Raw genomic sequence first — 14,558 nt, 5'->3', positions numbered from 1 at the left:
GGGGCTGGGCAGGCAGGTTAAGAATCAATGAAGACAACCACCGGGGAGGGATGATGAACGCGCCGCACCACCGCATCGTCCATGTGGAACTGGTGGAGAAGAATGTCATCCGCCGCAACATGGAGGTGGAGCATGAACGCGCCGTCGCCCTGTTCGACCTGATGGATGAGAACCGCTTCGCGCTGGTGGAGACACCGGACGAAGGGCCGTTCCGCCTGTTCCTGTCGGCGGAAGACAACCGGCTGATCTTTGATGTCCGCAAGGCGGATGACAACCCGCTGAACCGGCTGACCCTGCCGCTGACGCCGTTCCGCACCATCGTGCGCGACTATTTCATGATCTGCGACAGCTATTACAAAGCCATCAAGACGGCGTCCCCGTCCCAGATCGAAGCCATCGATATGGGGCGTCGCGGCCTGCACAATGAAGGATCGGAACTGCTGCGGGAGCGGCTGGCCGGCAAGGCCGAAATGGACCTGAACACGGCCCGGCGTCTGTTCACGCTCATCTGCGTGCTGCATATCCGGAACTGAGTGCCGCGTCGATGGCCGAAATCAGCCCGACCCGAATCTCCTCCGTCCTGTTCGCCTGTACCTACAACGCCATCCGTTCGCCCATGGCCGAAGGGCTGTTGAAGCATCTGATGGGACGGCAGGTCTATGTCGACAGTGCCGGGGTGCGCGAGGGGGAACCCGACCCGTTCGTGACCACCGTGATGGCCGAACTGGGCATCGACATGTCGCGCCATCGCTGCAAAACCTTCGACCAGTTGGAGGATGACAGTTTCGACCTCGTCATCTCGCTCTCGCCGGAGGCGCAGCACCGGGCCGTGGAGATGACCCGTACCACCGCCTGCGACGTTGAATTCTGGAACACCTTCGATCCCACCCTGGTGGAAGGCAGCCGCGAGGCGCGACTCGATGCTTATCGGCAGGTGCGTGATACGCTGCTACGCCGCATGAAAGTACGGTTCGGGGTGGAGTGAGGCGGGGACACAGTTCCCCTACCCTGCCCAGCGTGTGAAACGCCCATGCTTTGCGCTGAAAACACTTGACCCGCGCGGCTGTGACGCTCACCTATGTGCGCGTTTTACCATCCCGAAATCAGGAAAACATGGCCAAGGAAGATCTGATCGAGTTTTCTGGCACGGTGACCGAACTGCTGCCCAACGCGATGTTTCGCGTGAAGCTCGATAACGAACATGAAGTGCTGGCCCACACGTCTGGCAAGATGCGCAAGAACCGCATCCGCGTGCTGGCGGGTGACCGCGTCAACGTCGAAATGACCCCCTACGACCTGACCAAGGGTCGGATCACCTTCCGCTTCAAGTGAGCGGCAGGATTTGACGATGAACGCGCGCGCGGCGGCGACGCCCGACCAACCCGGCATTGACCGTCCGCGCCTGATCCTTGCCTCCGGGTCACCCCGGCGGCGGGAACTGCTGGCCCAGATCGGGCTGGTGCCGGATACCATTGATCCGGCGGATATTGACGAATCCCCATTTCCCGACGAACTCCCCTCCCCCCATGCCCAGCGTCTGTCGCGGGAAAAGGCGGGAATGGTCGCGGCACGCCATGCTGGCGCTATTGTCCTGGCCGCCGATACGGTGGTGGGGCTTGGCCGTCGCATTCTGCCCAAGGCGGATGATGTGGATACGGCGCGCCGCTGCCTTAACCTGCTGCAGGGTCGCCGCCACCGTGTCTATACCGGTGTCGCCCTGGTTGGCACGGATGGCAAGCTGTGGAGCCGGGTGGTCGAAAGCCAGGTGATCTTCCGCACTCTGTCGCGTGATGAGATCGACCAGTATCTGTCCACCGGCGACTGGAAGGGCAAGGCGGGCGGCTATGCCATCCAGGGGCTGGCCAGCCTGTTCGTGCGGCAGCTTTCCGGCAGTTACAGCAATGTCGTCGGCCTGCCGCTGACGGAGGTGGCGGGGTGCTTGCGCGCCGCCGGGATCGATGCGCTGGCGCTGGCCGCCGCCCAAGCCACATCACGGGGCTAATGCGCCGCCGGCTGCTGATCGACCAGCGCGGGCCCTTGCGGCGCTGCGCCATGCTGTCCGACGGCATCCTGACCGATCTTGCCATTGATCATGTCGAGCGCCCGGCTTGGCTGGGGGCCATCGTGCTGGGCCGCATCGGGCGCGTCGTGGCCGGGCTGGACGCCGCCTTCTTGGAATTTGGCGACAGCACCCCCGGTTTCCTTTCCGCTGCCGATGTGCGCCCCGGTCGCCGCGATGCCCGCATTGGACAGTTGCTGCGCACCGGCCAGATGGTGGCCGCCCAGGTGAAGGCCGACGCCCATGACGGCAAGGGGGCGGTACTGACCATGGACCTGTCCTTCCCCGGTCGCTTCCTGGTCCATACCCCGCTGGGCGACGGCATCCACATCTCCAAACGCCTGGGCAAGGGGCCCGAGGTTCAGGCCCTGCGTCAGCGCCTGACATCCACCCTGCCCAACCAGGGCGGCTGGATCGTGCGGGCAGAGGCATTGCCGACCGACCCCGCCCTCGTGCTGGGGGAGGCGGAAGCGCTGCTGGCCGACGCCTACAAGGTCCAACGCGCCGCTGGCGGCACCAGCCCCGCCACCCTGCTGCCCCCGCCAGATGCTATCCGGCGCGCGCTGGTGGAGTTGCCACGCGACGGGCTGGTGGAAATCGTGGTGGAGGGGTCGGAGATGCTGGCGGCGGTAAAAAGCACTGCCATGGCCCTGGCACCCGACCTGCTGCCCCTGATCGTCCCGCACAAGGCCCCCCGCCCCCTGTTCGATCAGGGCGATGCCGATAGCGCCATCGCCGCCCTGACCGACCGCCGTGTCGATCTGGGACAGGGCGGGTCGCTGGTCATCGACCGGACGGAGGCGCTGACCGTCATCGACGTCAATGGCGGCGAACGCGGCAACCCCCTGGCCACCAACCTGGATGCCTGCATGGAGATCGCGCGGCAGCTGCGCCTGCGCAATGTCGGCGGCATCGTGGTGGTGGATTTCGTGAACATGGCGCGCGTCGGGGACCGGGAGGCGGTGATACAGCGCCTGTCCTCGGCGGTGGCGGACGACCCGGTCGCCACCCATGTCTATGGCATGTCGCGCCTGGGCCTGGTGGAGGTCACCCGCGCCCGCCGTGGCCCGCCGCTGGCCGATCTGCTGCTGTAAGGAAGCCACCCATGAGTGATGATCCCATCGACCTGTCCGCCCTGCGCAAGCCGAAGAAGGCCGCTGGATGCCCCATTTGTGGCCGCGCCCCGGTGTTGGATTTCCGCCCCTTCTGTTCCAAGCGCTGCGCCGACGTGGACTTGAACCGCTGGCTGGGCGAGGTCTACCGCGTGCCCGTGGACGAGGCGCCGGAGGAAGATGAAGGCCGCTGAAAAAATTTCGCAGATGCGCAATTCAATGCTTTACAGCCCCGGATGCCTTGTCTATAAGGCGCACCACACCGGGCGGCGGTGACAAACAAACGCCTCGGTGGTTACGAAGTACGGTGTGCCCAGGTAGCTCAGTCGGTAGAGCAGGGGATTGAAAATCCCCGTGTCGGCGGTTCGATTCCGTCCCTGGGCACCACTTCGAACTTTCAGAAAATTACTCAATTCCAGTTTGTTACTTATCAAATATTGATCAGAACAAATAACGTGGCGGCCTTTGGGTCGCCATTTGTTGTTTCTGGGTCTGAGACTCCATCTACTCCTTTTAAACACGATAACGTCATCGCAAATGCCGTCACGAATCGTGTCTGGCACCAGCGGCGCATGCTGGCGTGAGGCAACGTTCGACGCTGCCCCACACCGGCACACCGATATCAGCGGCGTCCCTGCTCCTTGGCGTCTTCGCGCATCTCGAACCACATGGCGTTCAAGACGGCGAAGGCGGCGGCCAGGGGCAGGCCCAGCATCCAGGCGAAATACCACATGATGCGCTCTCCTTTTCCTCAGTAATGGTGGCCCTGGCCGGCACGGATGGCTCCTGCATCGACCTTGCCCCACAGGATGCGATAGGCCCAGGCCGTGTAGGCCAGGACGAGCGGCAGGAAGATGCAAGTCACGACCAGCATGATGAACAAGGTCTGGTGCGAGGATGAACTGTCCCAGACCGTCAGGCTGCTGACCGGATCAATGGAACTGGGCAGGATGAAGGGGAACATCGAGACACCAACGGTCGCGATGATCCCCAAAAGCGACAGGCCGGAAATGATCAGCGTCGCCCCTTCCGCCCTTACCTTCAGCCCGGCCCAGACCAGCATCGGCCCCACCAGCCCCAGCGCCGGTGCGATCAACAGGAATGGGTAGGTCCCGTAATTGCTGAACCACAGCGCCGGCGCCGCCGCCACCTGCTTTAGCAGCGGGTTGGACGGGCCGTCCGTCACCACCGCACTGGTGATGTGGTAGCCATCGACCCAGAGATACAGCGCCACCCCGGCCAACGCGAACAGGGCGGGCGTCAGCAGGGCCGTCACCAGCCCCACGCCCCGCGCCCGTTCCGCCACGGCGCCAGCTGTCTTCAGCGTCACCCAGGCGGCCCCGTGCGTGACCAGCATCGTCACTGACAGCAGACCGCAGAGCAGGGCGAACGGGTTCAGCAGGCCGAAGAACGAGCCTTCGTAGAAGGCGCGCAGATCGCCATCCAGGCGGAACGGCACACCCAGCAGCACATTGCCCACCGCCACGCCGAAAATCAGCACAGGCACGAACCCGCCGACGAACAGCGCCCAGTCCCAGGCCGCGCGCCAGCGGACATCATCCCGTTTCGACCGGTATTTGAACGCGACGGGCCGCAGGATCAGGGCAGCCAGCACCACGAACATGGCCAGATAGAAGCCGGAGAAGGACACGGCATAAAGCGGCGGCCACGCGGCGAAGATGGCGCCACCGCCCAGGATGAACCAGACCTGATTGCCCTCCCATACCGGGCCGACGGCATTGATGATGGCCCGGCGTTCGACATCATCCTTGCCGATAAAGGGCAAGAGGATGGCCGTGCCCATGTCGAAACCGTCAGTCGCGGCGAACCCGATCAGCAGCACACCCAGCAGCACCCACCAGATCAGGCGCAGCGTCGTATAATCCAGAAGTTCATGCAGGATCATGATCGTCACTCCGCCGCTTGCAGCGTGGCATAGGGCACGGGGGCAGGATGATCATCTGGCTCCGGCCCCTTGCGGATGGCGCGAACCATCAAACTCACCTCCACAACGAACAGCACGCTGTAGAACAGGGTGAAGCCGGCGATGGTGACCAGCAGGTCGGTGACCGACAGGCTGGACACCGCCATGGCTGTCGGCAGCACACCTTCGATGATCCAGGGCTGGCGTCCAAACTCCGCCACCACCCAGCCCAGTTCCGCCGCGATCCAGGGCAGCGGGATAGCCAGCACGGCCAGTTTCAGCAGCCAGCGCGGCTCCCCCAGCCTTCCCGTCGCCGATTGCCAGAAGAAGGCAGCCATCAGCGCAATGAAGAAGAAGCCAAGCCCCACCATGATGCGGAAGGACCAGAACAAGGGCGCCACCTGCGGAACAATATCCCAGGCGGCCTTGTCGATCTGTTCCGCCGTTGCCTGACGCGGATCATCGACATAGCGTTTCAGGAGATAGGCGTAGCCCAGATCGCGTCCGTGGCTTTCGAACGCCGCCTTCACCTCGGGGGCGACATTCTCCACCCCCCTGGCGGCGCGGATGGTTTGCAGGGCGTCATAGGCGATGATCCCGCTTTCCACCCGTTCCTTGCCATGGGCGACCAGATCATTGATGCCCAACACCTGGGTATTTAGCGAACGGGTGGAAATCAGGCCCAACGCCCAGGGGATCTGCAACACATGATGCGTCTCCCGTGCTTCCTGATTGGGAAAGCCGATGGCGGTGAAGGCGGCAGGGGCCGGTTCCGTCTCCCACATGCCCTCGATGGCAGCCAGCTTCATCTTCTGATGCTCGGTCGCCAGATAGCCGCTTTCATCGCCCAGCACGACAACCGACAGGGACGATAGGAGACCAAAGGAACAGGCGACCGCCATGGACCGTTTGGCCAGCGTCACATGCCGCCCCTTCAGCAGATAGAAGGCCGACACGCCCAGCACGAACACTGCCGCCGTGACATAGCCGGCAGAGACGGTGTGGACGAATTTGGCCTGCGCCACGGGGTTGAAGATCACGGCATAGAAATCCTCGATCTCCATGCGCATGGTCGCCGGGTTGAACACGGCCCCGACCGGGTTCTGCATCCAGCCATTGGCGATGAGAATCCACAGCGCGGAGAAGTTCGACCCGATGGCGACGGCCCAGGTGGCGGCCAGATGCTGCACCTTGCTCATCCGGTCCCAGCCAAAGAAGAACAGGCCGACAAAGGTGGCTTCCAGGAAGAAGGCCATCAGGCCCTCAATGGCCAGCGGCGCGCCAAAAATGTCGCCGACATAGTGGCTGTAATAAGACCAGTTCATCCCGAACTGGAACTCCATGGTCAGGCCCGTGGCCACACCCAGGACGAAGTTGATGCCGAACAGGCTGCCCCAGAACTTGGTCATCTGGCGCCAGATGGGCCGGTCGGTCATTACATAGACCGTCTCCATGATGGCGATGATGATAGACAGGCCCAGGGTCAGGGGCACGAACAGAAAATGGTAAAGGGCGGTCAGTGCAAATTGCAGGCGTGACAGCCCGACAATGTCCAACTCCATGCGTCATGTCGCCGGCTGCCACCGGCGCCTCCTGAACGCGAACCCCGTCCCGATGGCGGGGCTTCATCCTCCGGGGCGTCGGACAGGATCGTCAGTCAGGGCGCAGGGTGGACAGGGCCTGATCAAAGGCCGGGTCACCGCGCGTCAGATCCATGACCACCCGGCCATGGGACAACCGGATGATCCGGTCGGCCAGGGCCGCCTCACGCCTCAGATGCGTGATCAGCAGAATAGTTCGTCCGGCAGCCGAAACTTTGATATTTGTCAAAATTGTGGCTGCGACAGAAAGGTCGATGCCTTCCGTCACCTCGTCCAGCAGCCATAAGGGCTTGTCCTGCAACAGGAACCGGGCCAGGGCCAATCGCCGCCGCTGGCCCGATGACAGGCCCGTACCGCCCTCTCCCAGGGGGGCATCCAGCCCACCCGACATCTCCCGCACGACTCGTTCCAGCCCCGCCTGTTCCATCACCGCCCACAGGCGCACGTCATCGGCGTCGGAATCGGCCAGAAGCAGATTGGCCCGCACACTATCCTGAAACAGGGCTGCATCCTGACCCAGCAAGGCCCAAGGGGGAACCGTGATGCTGCCTGTGTCGGGCCTTGCCTCCCCGGTCAGCAGGGCGACAAGGCTGGACTTGCCGGCCCCGCTGTCACCGATCACGGCCACATGCTGCCCGGCGGGAATGGACAGGTCGAACCCGTCAAACAACGGGGCCGGGGCGCCATCATGCCGAAAGCGGATGGCCGACAGGGCGACATCCCGCGTATCGGGCGACAGTGCCTGTTCCGGCAGGGGTTGCGAAAGCGCATCCCCGACCCGCCGCACGGCCCGCAGGCTGCGCCCCAGTTCCACGGCACCCCGGCGCAGCGGCCCCAGCGGTTCCATCATGCCCAGTAGCACCAGCAGGAACAAGGCCACAGCAGGTCCGCCGAACAGGCCGCGTTCCACCAGTTCCGCGCAAAGGATCACCCCACCCGACAGCAGCGCCGTGGCCGCCAGCCCCTGCCACAGGGTCAACCCGCTTTCCAGCCGGTTCAGCCGGTCATCGGCGCGGCGCAACCGCTCCTCCGCCGACAGGGCCAGATGGGCGGCCTGTTCCTGCCGCCCCGCCAACCGCCATTCCACGCGGCCCGCAACAAGATCAAGAAGACGCAGGCGCAAGGCCTCCAGCGCCGCCGCACGCTTTCCACCGGCCACCAGCCCGCCGCGCCCACCGAGCATCAGCATGACCAAGCCGACCAGCAGCAGGAACAGGCCGGGCAGCAGACCGGCCCACCCCGTCAGCAGCGCCAGCGCCACCATGCTGACCAGGGCCAGGACCACCAGCACACAGGCCGGGATCAGCAGGCGGAGATAGAGCGTATCCAGCGTATCGAGATCGCCGCTGATGCGGAACAGCAACCGCCCCGGCCGCTGCACCAGGGTGCGGCCCAGACCGGGCCTTGCCAGCGCCTGAAACAGGCGCACGCGCAGACCGGCGATCACCGACAAGGTGGCGTCATGCGTCGCCAGCCGTTCGCCATAACGGGCACCGGTGCGCAGCAGGGCCAGCGCCCGCACGCCCGCACCCGGCCGGAACACATCGAAGACCAGCGCGGTCCCTGCCGACAGGCCGGCAATGCCGGTGGCCGTGATGAACCAGCCCGACAGGCCCAGCAAGGCTGCACCCGCCAGCGCCGTAATCCCGGCGGTTGCCAAGCCCAGGCCAAGCTTCCACCCTGCCGCCTGCCGGAACAGGTGGAACAGCCGCAACAGATGCCCCCTCATGCCCCGACCTCCACCACGCGGTCCATGCGCGCGGCCAGCCTTGGGTCATGGGTGGCGACCAGAAGGGCGCGTCCCTGGGCTGCATCGATTAGGGCCTCAATCACCTCTGCCGCCGTCGCGGCGTCCAGATGCGCTGTCGGCTCATCGGCAAGAATCAGGGCGGCATCCGGGTCGGCAATGGCGCGGGCCAGCGCCAGACGCAACGTTTCCCCGCCCGACAGACCCACCCCGCCCTCCCCCACCCGCCGCGCCGGATCATGGCCGGGCAGCAGCCGGCGCAGCAGCGGTGCGGCATCCAGGCCCGGTCGGCCCAGCGTGACATTAGCCACCAGGGAGGCATTCTTCATAAAGGGGCGATGGCCGATCCAGCCAACCTTGCCCGCACGCCGGACAGTGCCGCTGCCCGGTTGCAGCAGCCCCGCCGCCAGGGCCAGCAGGGTGGATTTGCCACCCCCACTGGGCCCGAACAGGGCCACCTTCTCCCCCCGCCGCAGTGACAGATCGACGTCCGACACCAAAGCCGCCGCCCCCGGATAGCCAAAGCCCACCCGGTCCAGGCGAAGCACCGACCCGTCAGCGGGTATCAAAACTGGCCCCGGTGCCGTCTCCTGCCCCTCCATCAGCCCGACCATGGCGCGCAACGCGGCCTCCCCGCTGGCGCGGTCATGCCAGACAGCGGACAGCTCCCGCAGCGGTTCGAAGAAGGCCGGTGCCAGCAGCAGGATGAACAGCCCGGCGGGAAGGTCCAGCTTTCCACCCCAGGTGCCAAACTCTATCTGCCCCAGCAGATTGAACCCGACATAGACGGCGACCAGCGCGACACCCAGGGCCGAAAACAGCTCCAACACCGCCGATGACAGGAACGCGATGCGCAACACCGCCATGGTCCGCCGTTTCACATCGGCGGCGAGGGTGCCGATACGGGCCGCCACCCGCCCCTCGGCCTTCAAGGCCCGTATGGTGGAAAGACCGCGCAGCCGGTCCATCAGCAGGCCGTTCATGCTGCCCACCGCCGCCAGTTGATCCTCACTGGCCTTTTTTGCGCGGATGCCGATCAGGGCCATGAAAAGCGGGATCAGCGGTGCCGCAATCAGCAGGATCAGCGCCGCCGCCCAGGAATGCCAAGCCACCGCTGGCAGGATCACAGCGGGCACCAGCACAAGACGCCAGCGCAGCGGCACATAGCGTTGCAGATAGGGAACCACCGCCTCGGCCTGTTCGGCCAGCAGGCTTGCCACCGTCCCCGATGGGGGCAAGCTGGGGTCCAGGGGTGCCCGCTGCGCCAGAGCCGCCACCGCCTGTGTCCGTAGACGCGACAGTTCGGCCCGCGCGCCCCGGAAGGCCAGCCTCCCACCCCAGGCATCCAGGACGGAGCGCATCACGCCCAGCACGCCAAAGATCACGGCCAGCGTTACCGCATGGCCCGGCAATGTATAGCTACCAGTCAGCCAGGTGATGGCATCGGCCAGCAACAAGGCCTGCGGCACCCAGAGCAAGGCCGCCACGGCCTGTACCATGGCGGCCAGCCGCAATTGTCGATCCGGCCCCGGAACGATCAACCGCAGGCCTCCCCCGGTTTGTCGGAGCAATAAATCTCGTAAAGGGTGGCGATGACCCGCGCCGCCTCATCGCTGGACAGGGCGTAATAGATGGTCTGGCCGTCGCGGCGGGCGCGGACCAGCCCATCCTTGCGCAGCAGGGTCAGCTGCTGCGACACCGCCGTATCGCGCATGCCGATACGCTGTGCCAGATCCCCGACGGACCGTTCCCCCTGGATCAACTGGCACAGGATCATCAGGCGCGAGCGGTTGCCCAGCGCCTTCAGCAGGTCGACGGCGCGGTCTGCGTTGGCTTGCATTTCCGACATTTCCATTCCCCTGGGATAGAAGGGAAAACCGGCCCCGTCAATGGGGGGCCGGCCCGGCAACCGCGTCACCATCGCGCAGCACGATATAGATGGCGGGGATGACCAGCACCGTCAGCACGGTCGACGATGCCAGCCCGAACAGCAGCGATACCGCCAGCCCCTGAAAGATCGGATCGACCAGGATGGTGGCCGCCCCGATCATGGCCGACAGGGCCGTCAGCACGATGGGCTTGAACCGCACGGCCCCCGCCTGAAGCAGCACTTCGCGCAGGCTTAAGCCCTGCCCCGCCCCATGGCGGATGAAATCCACCAGCAGGATGGAGTTGCGCACGATGATGCCGGCAAGCGCGATGAAGCCGATCATGGAGGTGGCGGTAAACGCCGCCCCCAGCAGCCAATGGCCCAGCATGATGCCCAGCAGGGTCAGTGGGATCGGCGTCAGGATGACCAGCGGCAGGCGGAAGCTGCGGAACTGCGCCACGACCAGCACATAGATGCCGAGGATGGCGACCCCGAAGGCCCCGCCCATGTCGCGGAAGGTGACATAGGTCACCTCCCATTCCCCATCCCACAGCAAGGTAGGCTGGCTTTCATCCTGCGGCTGTCCGGCCATGCGGATCACGGGCTTGGGCAGGGTGCCCCAATCATGCGCCTCAATGGCGTCGGCCACGGCCCCCATGCCATAGATCGGGGCCTCGTACCGGCCGGCCAGTTCCGCTGTCACCATATCGGCAAAGGCCCCGTCGCGGCGGAACAGAATGGGGGACCCTTCCTCCCGCGTGACCCGCAGCAACTCTCCCAGTTCCACCACCTTGTTGGAACCGGGAATGGCGTTGGCGGGGACGGGTGTGGATGCCAGACGCTCGGTCCAGGCCCGGTCGGCCTTTGGCAGGGCCAGGACGATATCGACGGGATAGCGTTCGGCCCCGCGATGGGAATAGCCGATGGCGCTGCTGCCCAGGATGGTGCGGATGGCATCATAGACCGCCGCCTGTTCCACCCCGAAATATTCCAGCCGGTCCTGATCGATGGACAGGCGCAGGCGCGGCTGCGCCGTGGCGAAACTATCATCAATGTCGGTGATGAAGGGGATGCTGGCAAATATTTTGCTGACTTCCCCGGCCACGGCCCGGCGCGTTTCGGCATCGGGGCCATAGATTTCGGCCAGCAGGGTGGCCATCACAGGCGGGCCCGGCGGCACCTCAACCACCTTCAACCGCGTACCCGTCGGCAGGGTCATACCCGACAGCAGGCGCAGGCGCAGGTCCAGCGCGATCTCATGACTGCTGCGGTCACGCTCGCCCTTGGGTGCCAGATTGATCTGCACCTCCCCCAGATCCGGGCTGGCGCGCAGGAAACTGTGCCGGACCAGACCGTTGAAATTGAAGGGGGCCGCCGTGCCGGCATAAATCTGCGCCGACCGCAGTTCCGGCAGCGTGCCGGCAATGTCAGCCGTTTGGAACAGCAGGCGCTGTGTCGCCTCCAGGCTGGCACCGCGCGGCAGGTTCAGCTGGATCGACAGTTCGGACTTGTTATCGAACGGCAGCAGCTTGACCGTCACGCCTTTGGTCGCGAACAGGCCCAGCGACAGCAAGGTCGCGGCCCCGACCAGGGCCAGGAACCAGCCCGCCCGGCGCCGCGTGGAAAGCAGCGGTTCGGCCACCCGCCGATAAAGCTGTCCCAGGCGGCCCCCATCATGCGCGTCATGATGGGCATCGGCAGCGGGGTCCCCGTCTGCCGGTGACAGTTTCAGCATCAGCCACGGGGCCAGCACCATGGCCGCAAAGAAGCTGAACAGCATGGCGGCAGAGGCGTTGACGGGAATGGGCGCCATATACGGCCCCATCATGCCCGACACGAACAGCATGGGCAGCAGGGCGGCGATCACCGTCAGGGTGGCGACGATGGTGGGGTTACCCACCTCCGCCACCGCCTCCACGGCGGCCTGCAACCGGCTGCGGCCATCGCGCATGGCCCAGTGACGGGCGATATTTTCCACCACCACGATGGCGTCATCAACCAGGATGCCGATGGCAAAGATCAGGGCGAACAGGCTAACACGGTTGACCGTGTAGCCCATGATATAGGCGAAGAACAGGGTCATCAGGATGGTCACCGGAATGACGACCAACGTCACCAGCGCCTCCCGCCGGCCAATGGCCCACCAGATCAGCGCCACGATGGACAGCGTCGCCAGACCCAGATGGAACAGCAGTTCATCGGCCTTTTCCGATGCCGTCTCCCCATAGTTGCGCGTCACCTCCACCGCCACGCTGTCAGGGATCAGGCGGCCACGCAGCCCCTCCACCCGCGTCAGGATATCATCCGCGACGGTCACGGCATTGGCGCCGGCCCGCTTTGACAAGGCGATGGTGACGGCGGGTGTGCGGGTCCATCCGCCCTTGCCGTCGGGCGCTTGCGTCCAGGCGGACTGTTCCAGCGGCGCGCTGTCCAGCCGGACGGCGGCGACATCACGCACATAGACCGGGCGGCCATCGCGGCTGGTGATCAGCAGCAGGCCGATATCGGGCACACCGGTCAGCGTCTGCCCGGCGGCAACCGACAGGCTGCGCCCCCCGTCATTCAGGCGTCCGGCCAGGAAGGAGCGGTTCGCGCCCTGCACCTTGGCCAGCAATTGTTCCAGCGTGATACCGAACAAGGCCAGCTTCTCCGGGTCGGGTTCCACCCGCACCTGCTCTGTCACCCGGCCCGAGAGGTAGGTGGGGCCGATATCGGTGACCTTGATCAACTCTGTCCGCAGCTTTTCCGCCAGGTTGCCCAGGTCGCGGTCGGCCCAGCGGTCGGCCATGCCCGGCTTGGCGGAAAGGGTCAGGGTGACGATGGCGACGTCATTGATGCCGCGCCCGATGATCACCGGTTCGGGAATACCGGTCGGAATATCGCTCAGATGGGCGCGGACCTTGGCATGGATGCGGACGATGGCGTCGTCTTCGGACGTGCCAACCTTGAACCGCGCCGTCACCATGACGCGGTCATCCTCCGTCTGGCTGTAGACATGATCGACGCCATTGACGCCCTTGACGATGGCTTCCAGCGGCTTGGTAACCAGTTCTGCGGCGTCCGGGGCCTTGAGGCCGTCAGCGCTGACCATAATGTCGACCATGGGCACGCTGATCTGCGGCTCCTCTTCGCGCGGGATCAGAGCCAGGGCCAGCAGCCCGGCGATCAGCGCCGCCAGCAGGAATAACGGGGTCAGGGGGGAGCGGATGCTGGCCTGCGTCAGCCGGCCGGAAAGTCCCAGATTCATGGCCGCACCAGAACATCGCCGTCATTGAGGCCCGAGAGGATTTCCACGCCATCGGACATGCTGGGCCGGGGACGGGCCTGCCCACGCCGCACCGGCACCTCCACCATGCTGGCACCCTGGCGCAGATGCGCGAAATCCATGCCGAAACGGGTGGTCAGATAGGTGGCGGGAACGATGATCACGGGGCGTTCGCCCGTTGGCACGAAGACACGCACCCGTTGACCGACAAAGTAATCCCCCAGACCCGTGACACGGGCATCGGCCTGCACCCGCCCGTCGCTGATGCGGGGATAGACAAGGGTGATCTGCCCTTGCCCCGCCTGTTCGCCCGGCGACAGGTCATCGGGGTCCAGGCGTACCGGGTCGCCAGCCTTCAGGCTGATGGCATGGCGTTCGGGCACGGACAGGCGCAGGACATAATCACGCTCCGCGATCATGGCCACGGTTTCGCCCGGCATCACCACCGTGCCCGGCGTCACGGGCACAGCCAACACCCGGCCCGCCGCCGGCGCCAGAACCTGTCCTTCATTCATCTGCTGGGCCAGGACGGCACGCTCTGCCATGCGGGCTTTCAGCGCATTGGCGGCGACATTGGCGGCGGTACGCAGTTCGTCCAGACGCTGACGCGTCACGAAGCCGTTACGGGACAGGGCCTCGGCCCGTTCCAGATCCCCCTGGGCCTGTTCCATCTGCGCGCGCGCCGCTGCGATCTGCGCATCCAGCGCGCCCTGCTGCAGGCTCAGCTTCTGGTCGCCCACACTGGCGATCACCTGCCCCGCCGTCACGGCGTCGCCTTCACGCACCGACAGGCGGGTGATGGTGCCACCGGTCCGCACACGGGCGGGGATGGCATTCACCGTCTCCACCGTCGCATAGACCGATTTCTCATCCGGCAGCTTCAACAGGGCGACAGGGAAATCCCCGTCCGCCGCCATAACCGGCGGGACCAGAAGCGTCAGGGCCAGGACAGGCAACAGCAGCGCACGCATGGGTTTCCT

At 65.4% G+C, this 14,558-nt stretch carries 14 protein-coding genes and 1 tRNA gene; 7 read left to right on the top strand and 8 right to left on the bottom strand.

Translation table 11 applies throughout. The annotated features are described in order from the left end of the window. The first annotated feature begins 50 nt into the window (after positions 1–50). The 7 genes from ACT6Q8_RS04215 (at position 51) to ACT6Q8_RS04185 (ending at position 3,558) form a co-directional block, all read left to right on the top strand. On the top strand, positions 51–533 hold the full coding sequence (locus tag ACT6Q8_RS04215) for a UPF0262 family protein (RefSeq protein WP_054167343.1): 483 nt from the start codon (positions 51–53) through the stop codon (positions 531–533). 11 nt (positions 534–544) lie between these two features. Then, on the top strand, positions 545–985 hold the full coding sequence (locus tag ACT6Q8_RS04210; RefSeq protein ID WP_054167342.1) for an arsenate reductase ArsC: 441 nt from the start codon (positions 545–547) through the stop codon (positions 983–985). Positions 986–1,113: 128 nt separating this feature from the next. After that, entirely contained in the window at positions 1,114–1,332 is a 219-nt protein-coding gene (gene infA, locus ACT6Q8_RS04205) for a translation initiation factor IF-1 (RefSeq protein ID WP_028097283.1), read from the top strand. 16 nt (positions 1,333–1,348) lie between these two features. Continuing rightward, the gene (locus ACT6Q8_RS04200; RefSeq protein ID WP_444734081.1) at positions 1,349–2,002 is read left to right on the top strand and encodes a Maf family protein; all 654 of its coding nucleotides are present in this window, start codon (positions 1,349–1,351) and stop codon (positions 2,000–2,002) included. Continuing rightward, a complete protein-coding gene (locus ACT6Q8_RS04195; RefSeq protein WP_054167340.1) occupies positions 2,002–3,153 on the top strand; it encodes a ribonuclease E/G in 1,152 nt (383 codons plus the stop codon). Before ACT6Q8_RS04200 ends, ACT6Q8_RS04195 begins: the two co-directional genes overlap by 1 nt. An 11-nt stretch (positions 3,154–3,164) precedes the next feature. Further along, positions 3,165–3,365 (top strand): DNA gyrase inhibitor YacG, encoded by a 201-nt coding sequence (locus tag ACT6Q8_RS04190; RefSeq protein WP_054167339.1) that lies wholly within the window; start codon positions 3,165–3,167, stop codon positions 3,363–3,365. Between the two features lie 117 nt (positions 3,366–3,482). Continuing rightward, positions 3,483–3,558, top strand: a tRNA-Phe gene (locus tag ACT6Q8_RS04185). A 235-nt stretch (positions 3,559–3,793) separates the two neighbouring features. On the opposite strand, the gene cydX is transcribed toward ACT6Q8_RS04185, so the two are convergent. From cydX to ACT6Q8_RS04145, 8 genes are all read right to left on the bottom strand, one after another. Next, entirely contained in the window at positions 3,794–3,904 is a 111-nt protein-coding gene (gene cydX, locus ACT6Q8_RS04180; protein ID WP_082372166.1) for a cytochrome bd-I oxidase subunit CydX, read from the bottom strand. Positions 3,905–3,922: 18 nt separating this feature from the next. Then, entirely contained in the window at positions 3,923–5,077 is a 1,155-nt protein-coding gene (cydB, locus tag ACT6Q8_RS04175; protein WP_444734080.1) for a cytochrome d ubiquinol oxidase subunit II, read from the bottom strand. A 5-nt stretch (positions 5,078–5,082) separates the two neighbouring features. Continuing rightward, positions 5,083–6,657 carry a cytochrome ubiquinol oxidase subunit I gene (locus ACT6Q8_RS04170; protein ID WP_444734079.1) on the bottom strand — a complete coding sequence of 525 codons (1,575 nt, stop codon included), beginning with the start codon at positions 6,655–6,657 and terminating at the stop codon, positions 5,083–5,085. Positions 6,658–6,748: 91 nt separating this feature from the next. After that, positions 6,749–8,425 carry an amino acid ABC transporter ATP-binding/permease protein gene (locus ACT6Q8_RS04165; RefSeq protein ID WP_444734078.1) on the bottom strand — a complete coding sequence of 559 codons (1,677 nt, stop codon included), beginning with the start codon at positions 8,423–8,425 and terminating at the stop codon, positions 6,749–6,751. Next, positions 8,422–9,984, bottom strand: coding sequence for a thiol reductant ABC exporter subunit CydD (gene cydD, locus ACT6Q8_RS04160; protein WP_444734077.1), 1,563 nt, complete (start codon positions 9,982–9,984; stop codon positions 8,422–8,424). The genes ACT6Q8_RS04165 and cydD overlap by 4 nt, the downstream gene beginning before the upstream one ends. Beyond that, positions 9,981–10,283, bottom strand: coding sequence for an ArsR/SmtB family transcription factor (locus ACT6Q8_RS04155; protein ID WP_054167548.1), 303 nt, complete (start codon positions 10,281–10,283; stop codon positions 9,981–9,983). The genes cydD and ACT6Q8_RS04155 overlap by 4 nt, the downstream gene beginning before the upstream one ends. 46 nt (positions 10,284–10,329) lie before the next feature. Then, positions 10,330–13,560, bottom strand: coding sequence for an efflux RND transporter permease subunit (locus tag ACT6Q8_RS04150; protein WP_444734076.1), 3,231 nt, complete (start codon positions 13,558–13,560; stop codon positions 10,330–10,332). Then, the gene (locus tag ACT6Q8_RS04145; protein ID WP_444734075.1) at positions 13,557–14,549 is read right to left on the bottom strand and encodes an efflux RND transporter periplasmic adaptor subunit; all 993 of its coding nucleotides are present in this window, start codon (positions 14,547–14,549) and stop codon (positions 13,557–13,559) included. Before ACT6Q8_RS04145 ends, ACT6Q8_RS04150 begins: the two co-directional genes overlap by 4 nt. Positions 14,550–14,558 lie beyond the last annotated feature (9 nt).

The sequence above is a fragment of the Niveispirillum sp. genome (assembly GCF_052437035.1).
Taxonomy (GTDB): Bacteria; Pseudomonadota; Alphaproteobacteria; order Azospirillales; family Azospirillaceae; genus Niveispirillum.
The sequence above is the reverse complement of the archived record's forward strand: the minus strand, read 5'-3'. Positions and strand labels throughout refer to the sequence as shown.

Bases quoted from the DNA above. Each gene is read 5' to 3' on its own strand.
- ACT6Q8_RS04210 (WP_054167342.1), top strand. From the start codon at position 545: ATGGCCGAAATCAGCCCGACCCGAATCTCCTCCGTCCTGTTCGCCTGT.
- infA (WP_028097283.1), top strand. From the start codon at position 1,114: ATGGCCAAGGAAGATCTGATCGAGTTTTCTGGCACGGTGACCGAACTG.
- ACT6Q8_RS04195 (WP_054167340.1), top strand. From the start codon at position 2,002: ATGCGCCGCCGGCTGCTGATCGACCAGCGCGGGCCCTTGCGGCGCTGC.
- ACT6Q8_RS04165 (WP_444734078.1), bottom strand. From the start codon at position 8,425: ATGAGGGGGCATCTGTTGCGGCTGTTCCACCTGTTCCGGCAGGCGGCA.
- ACT6Q8_RS04200 (WP_444734081.1), top strand. From the start codon at position 1,349: ATGAACGCGCGCGCGGCGGCGACGCCCGACCAACCCGGCATTGACCGT.
- ACT6Q8_RS04150 (WP_444734076.1), bottom strand. From the start codon at position 13,560: ATGAATCTGGGACTTTCCGGCCGGCTGACGCAGGCCAGCATCCGCTCC.
- ACT6Q8_RS04170 (WP_444734079.1), bottom strand. From the start codon at position 6,657: ATGGAGTTGGACATTGTCGGGCTGTCACGCCTGCAATTTGCACTGACC.
- cydB (WP_444734080.1), bottom strand. From the start codon at position 5,077: ATGATCCTGCATGAACTTCTGGATTATACGACGCTGCGCCTGATCTGG.
- ACT6Q8_RS04145 (WP_444734075.1), bottom strand. From the start codon at position 14,549: ATGCGTGCGCTGCTGTTGCCTGTCCTGGCCCTGACGCTTCTGGTCCCG.
- ACT6Q8_RS04190 (WP_054167339.1), top strand. From the start codon at position 3,165: ATGAGTGATGATCCCATCGACCTGTCCGCCCTGCGCAAGCCGAAGAAG.
- cydX (WP_082372166.1), bottom strand. From the start codon at position 3,904: ATGTGGTATTTCGCCTGGATGCTGGGCCTGCCCCTGGCCGCCGCCTTC.
- ACT6Q8_RS04215 (WP_054167343.1), top strand. From the start codon at position 51: ATGATGAACGCGCCGCACCACCGCATCGTCCATGTGGAACTGGTGGAG.
- ACT6Q8_RS04155 (WP_054167548.1), bottom strand. From the start codon at position 10,283: ATGCAAGCCAACGCAGACCGCGCCGTCGACCTGCTGAAGGCGCTGGGC.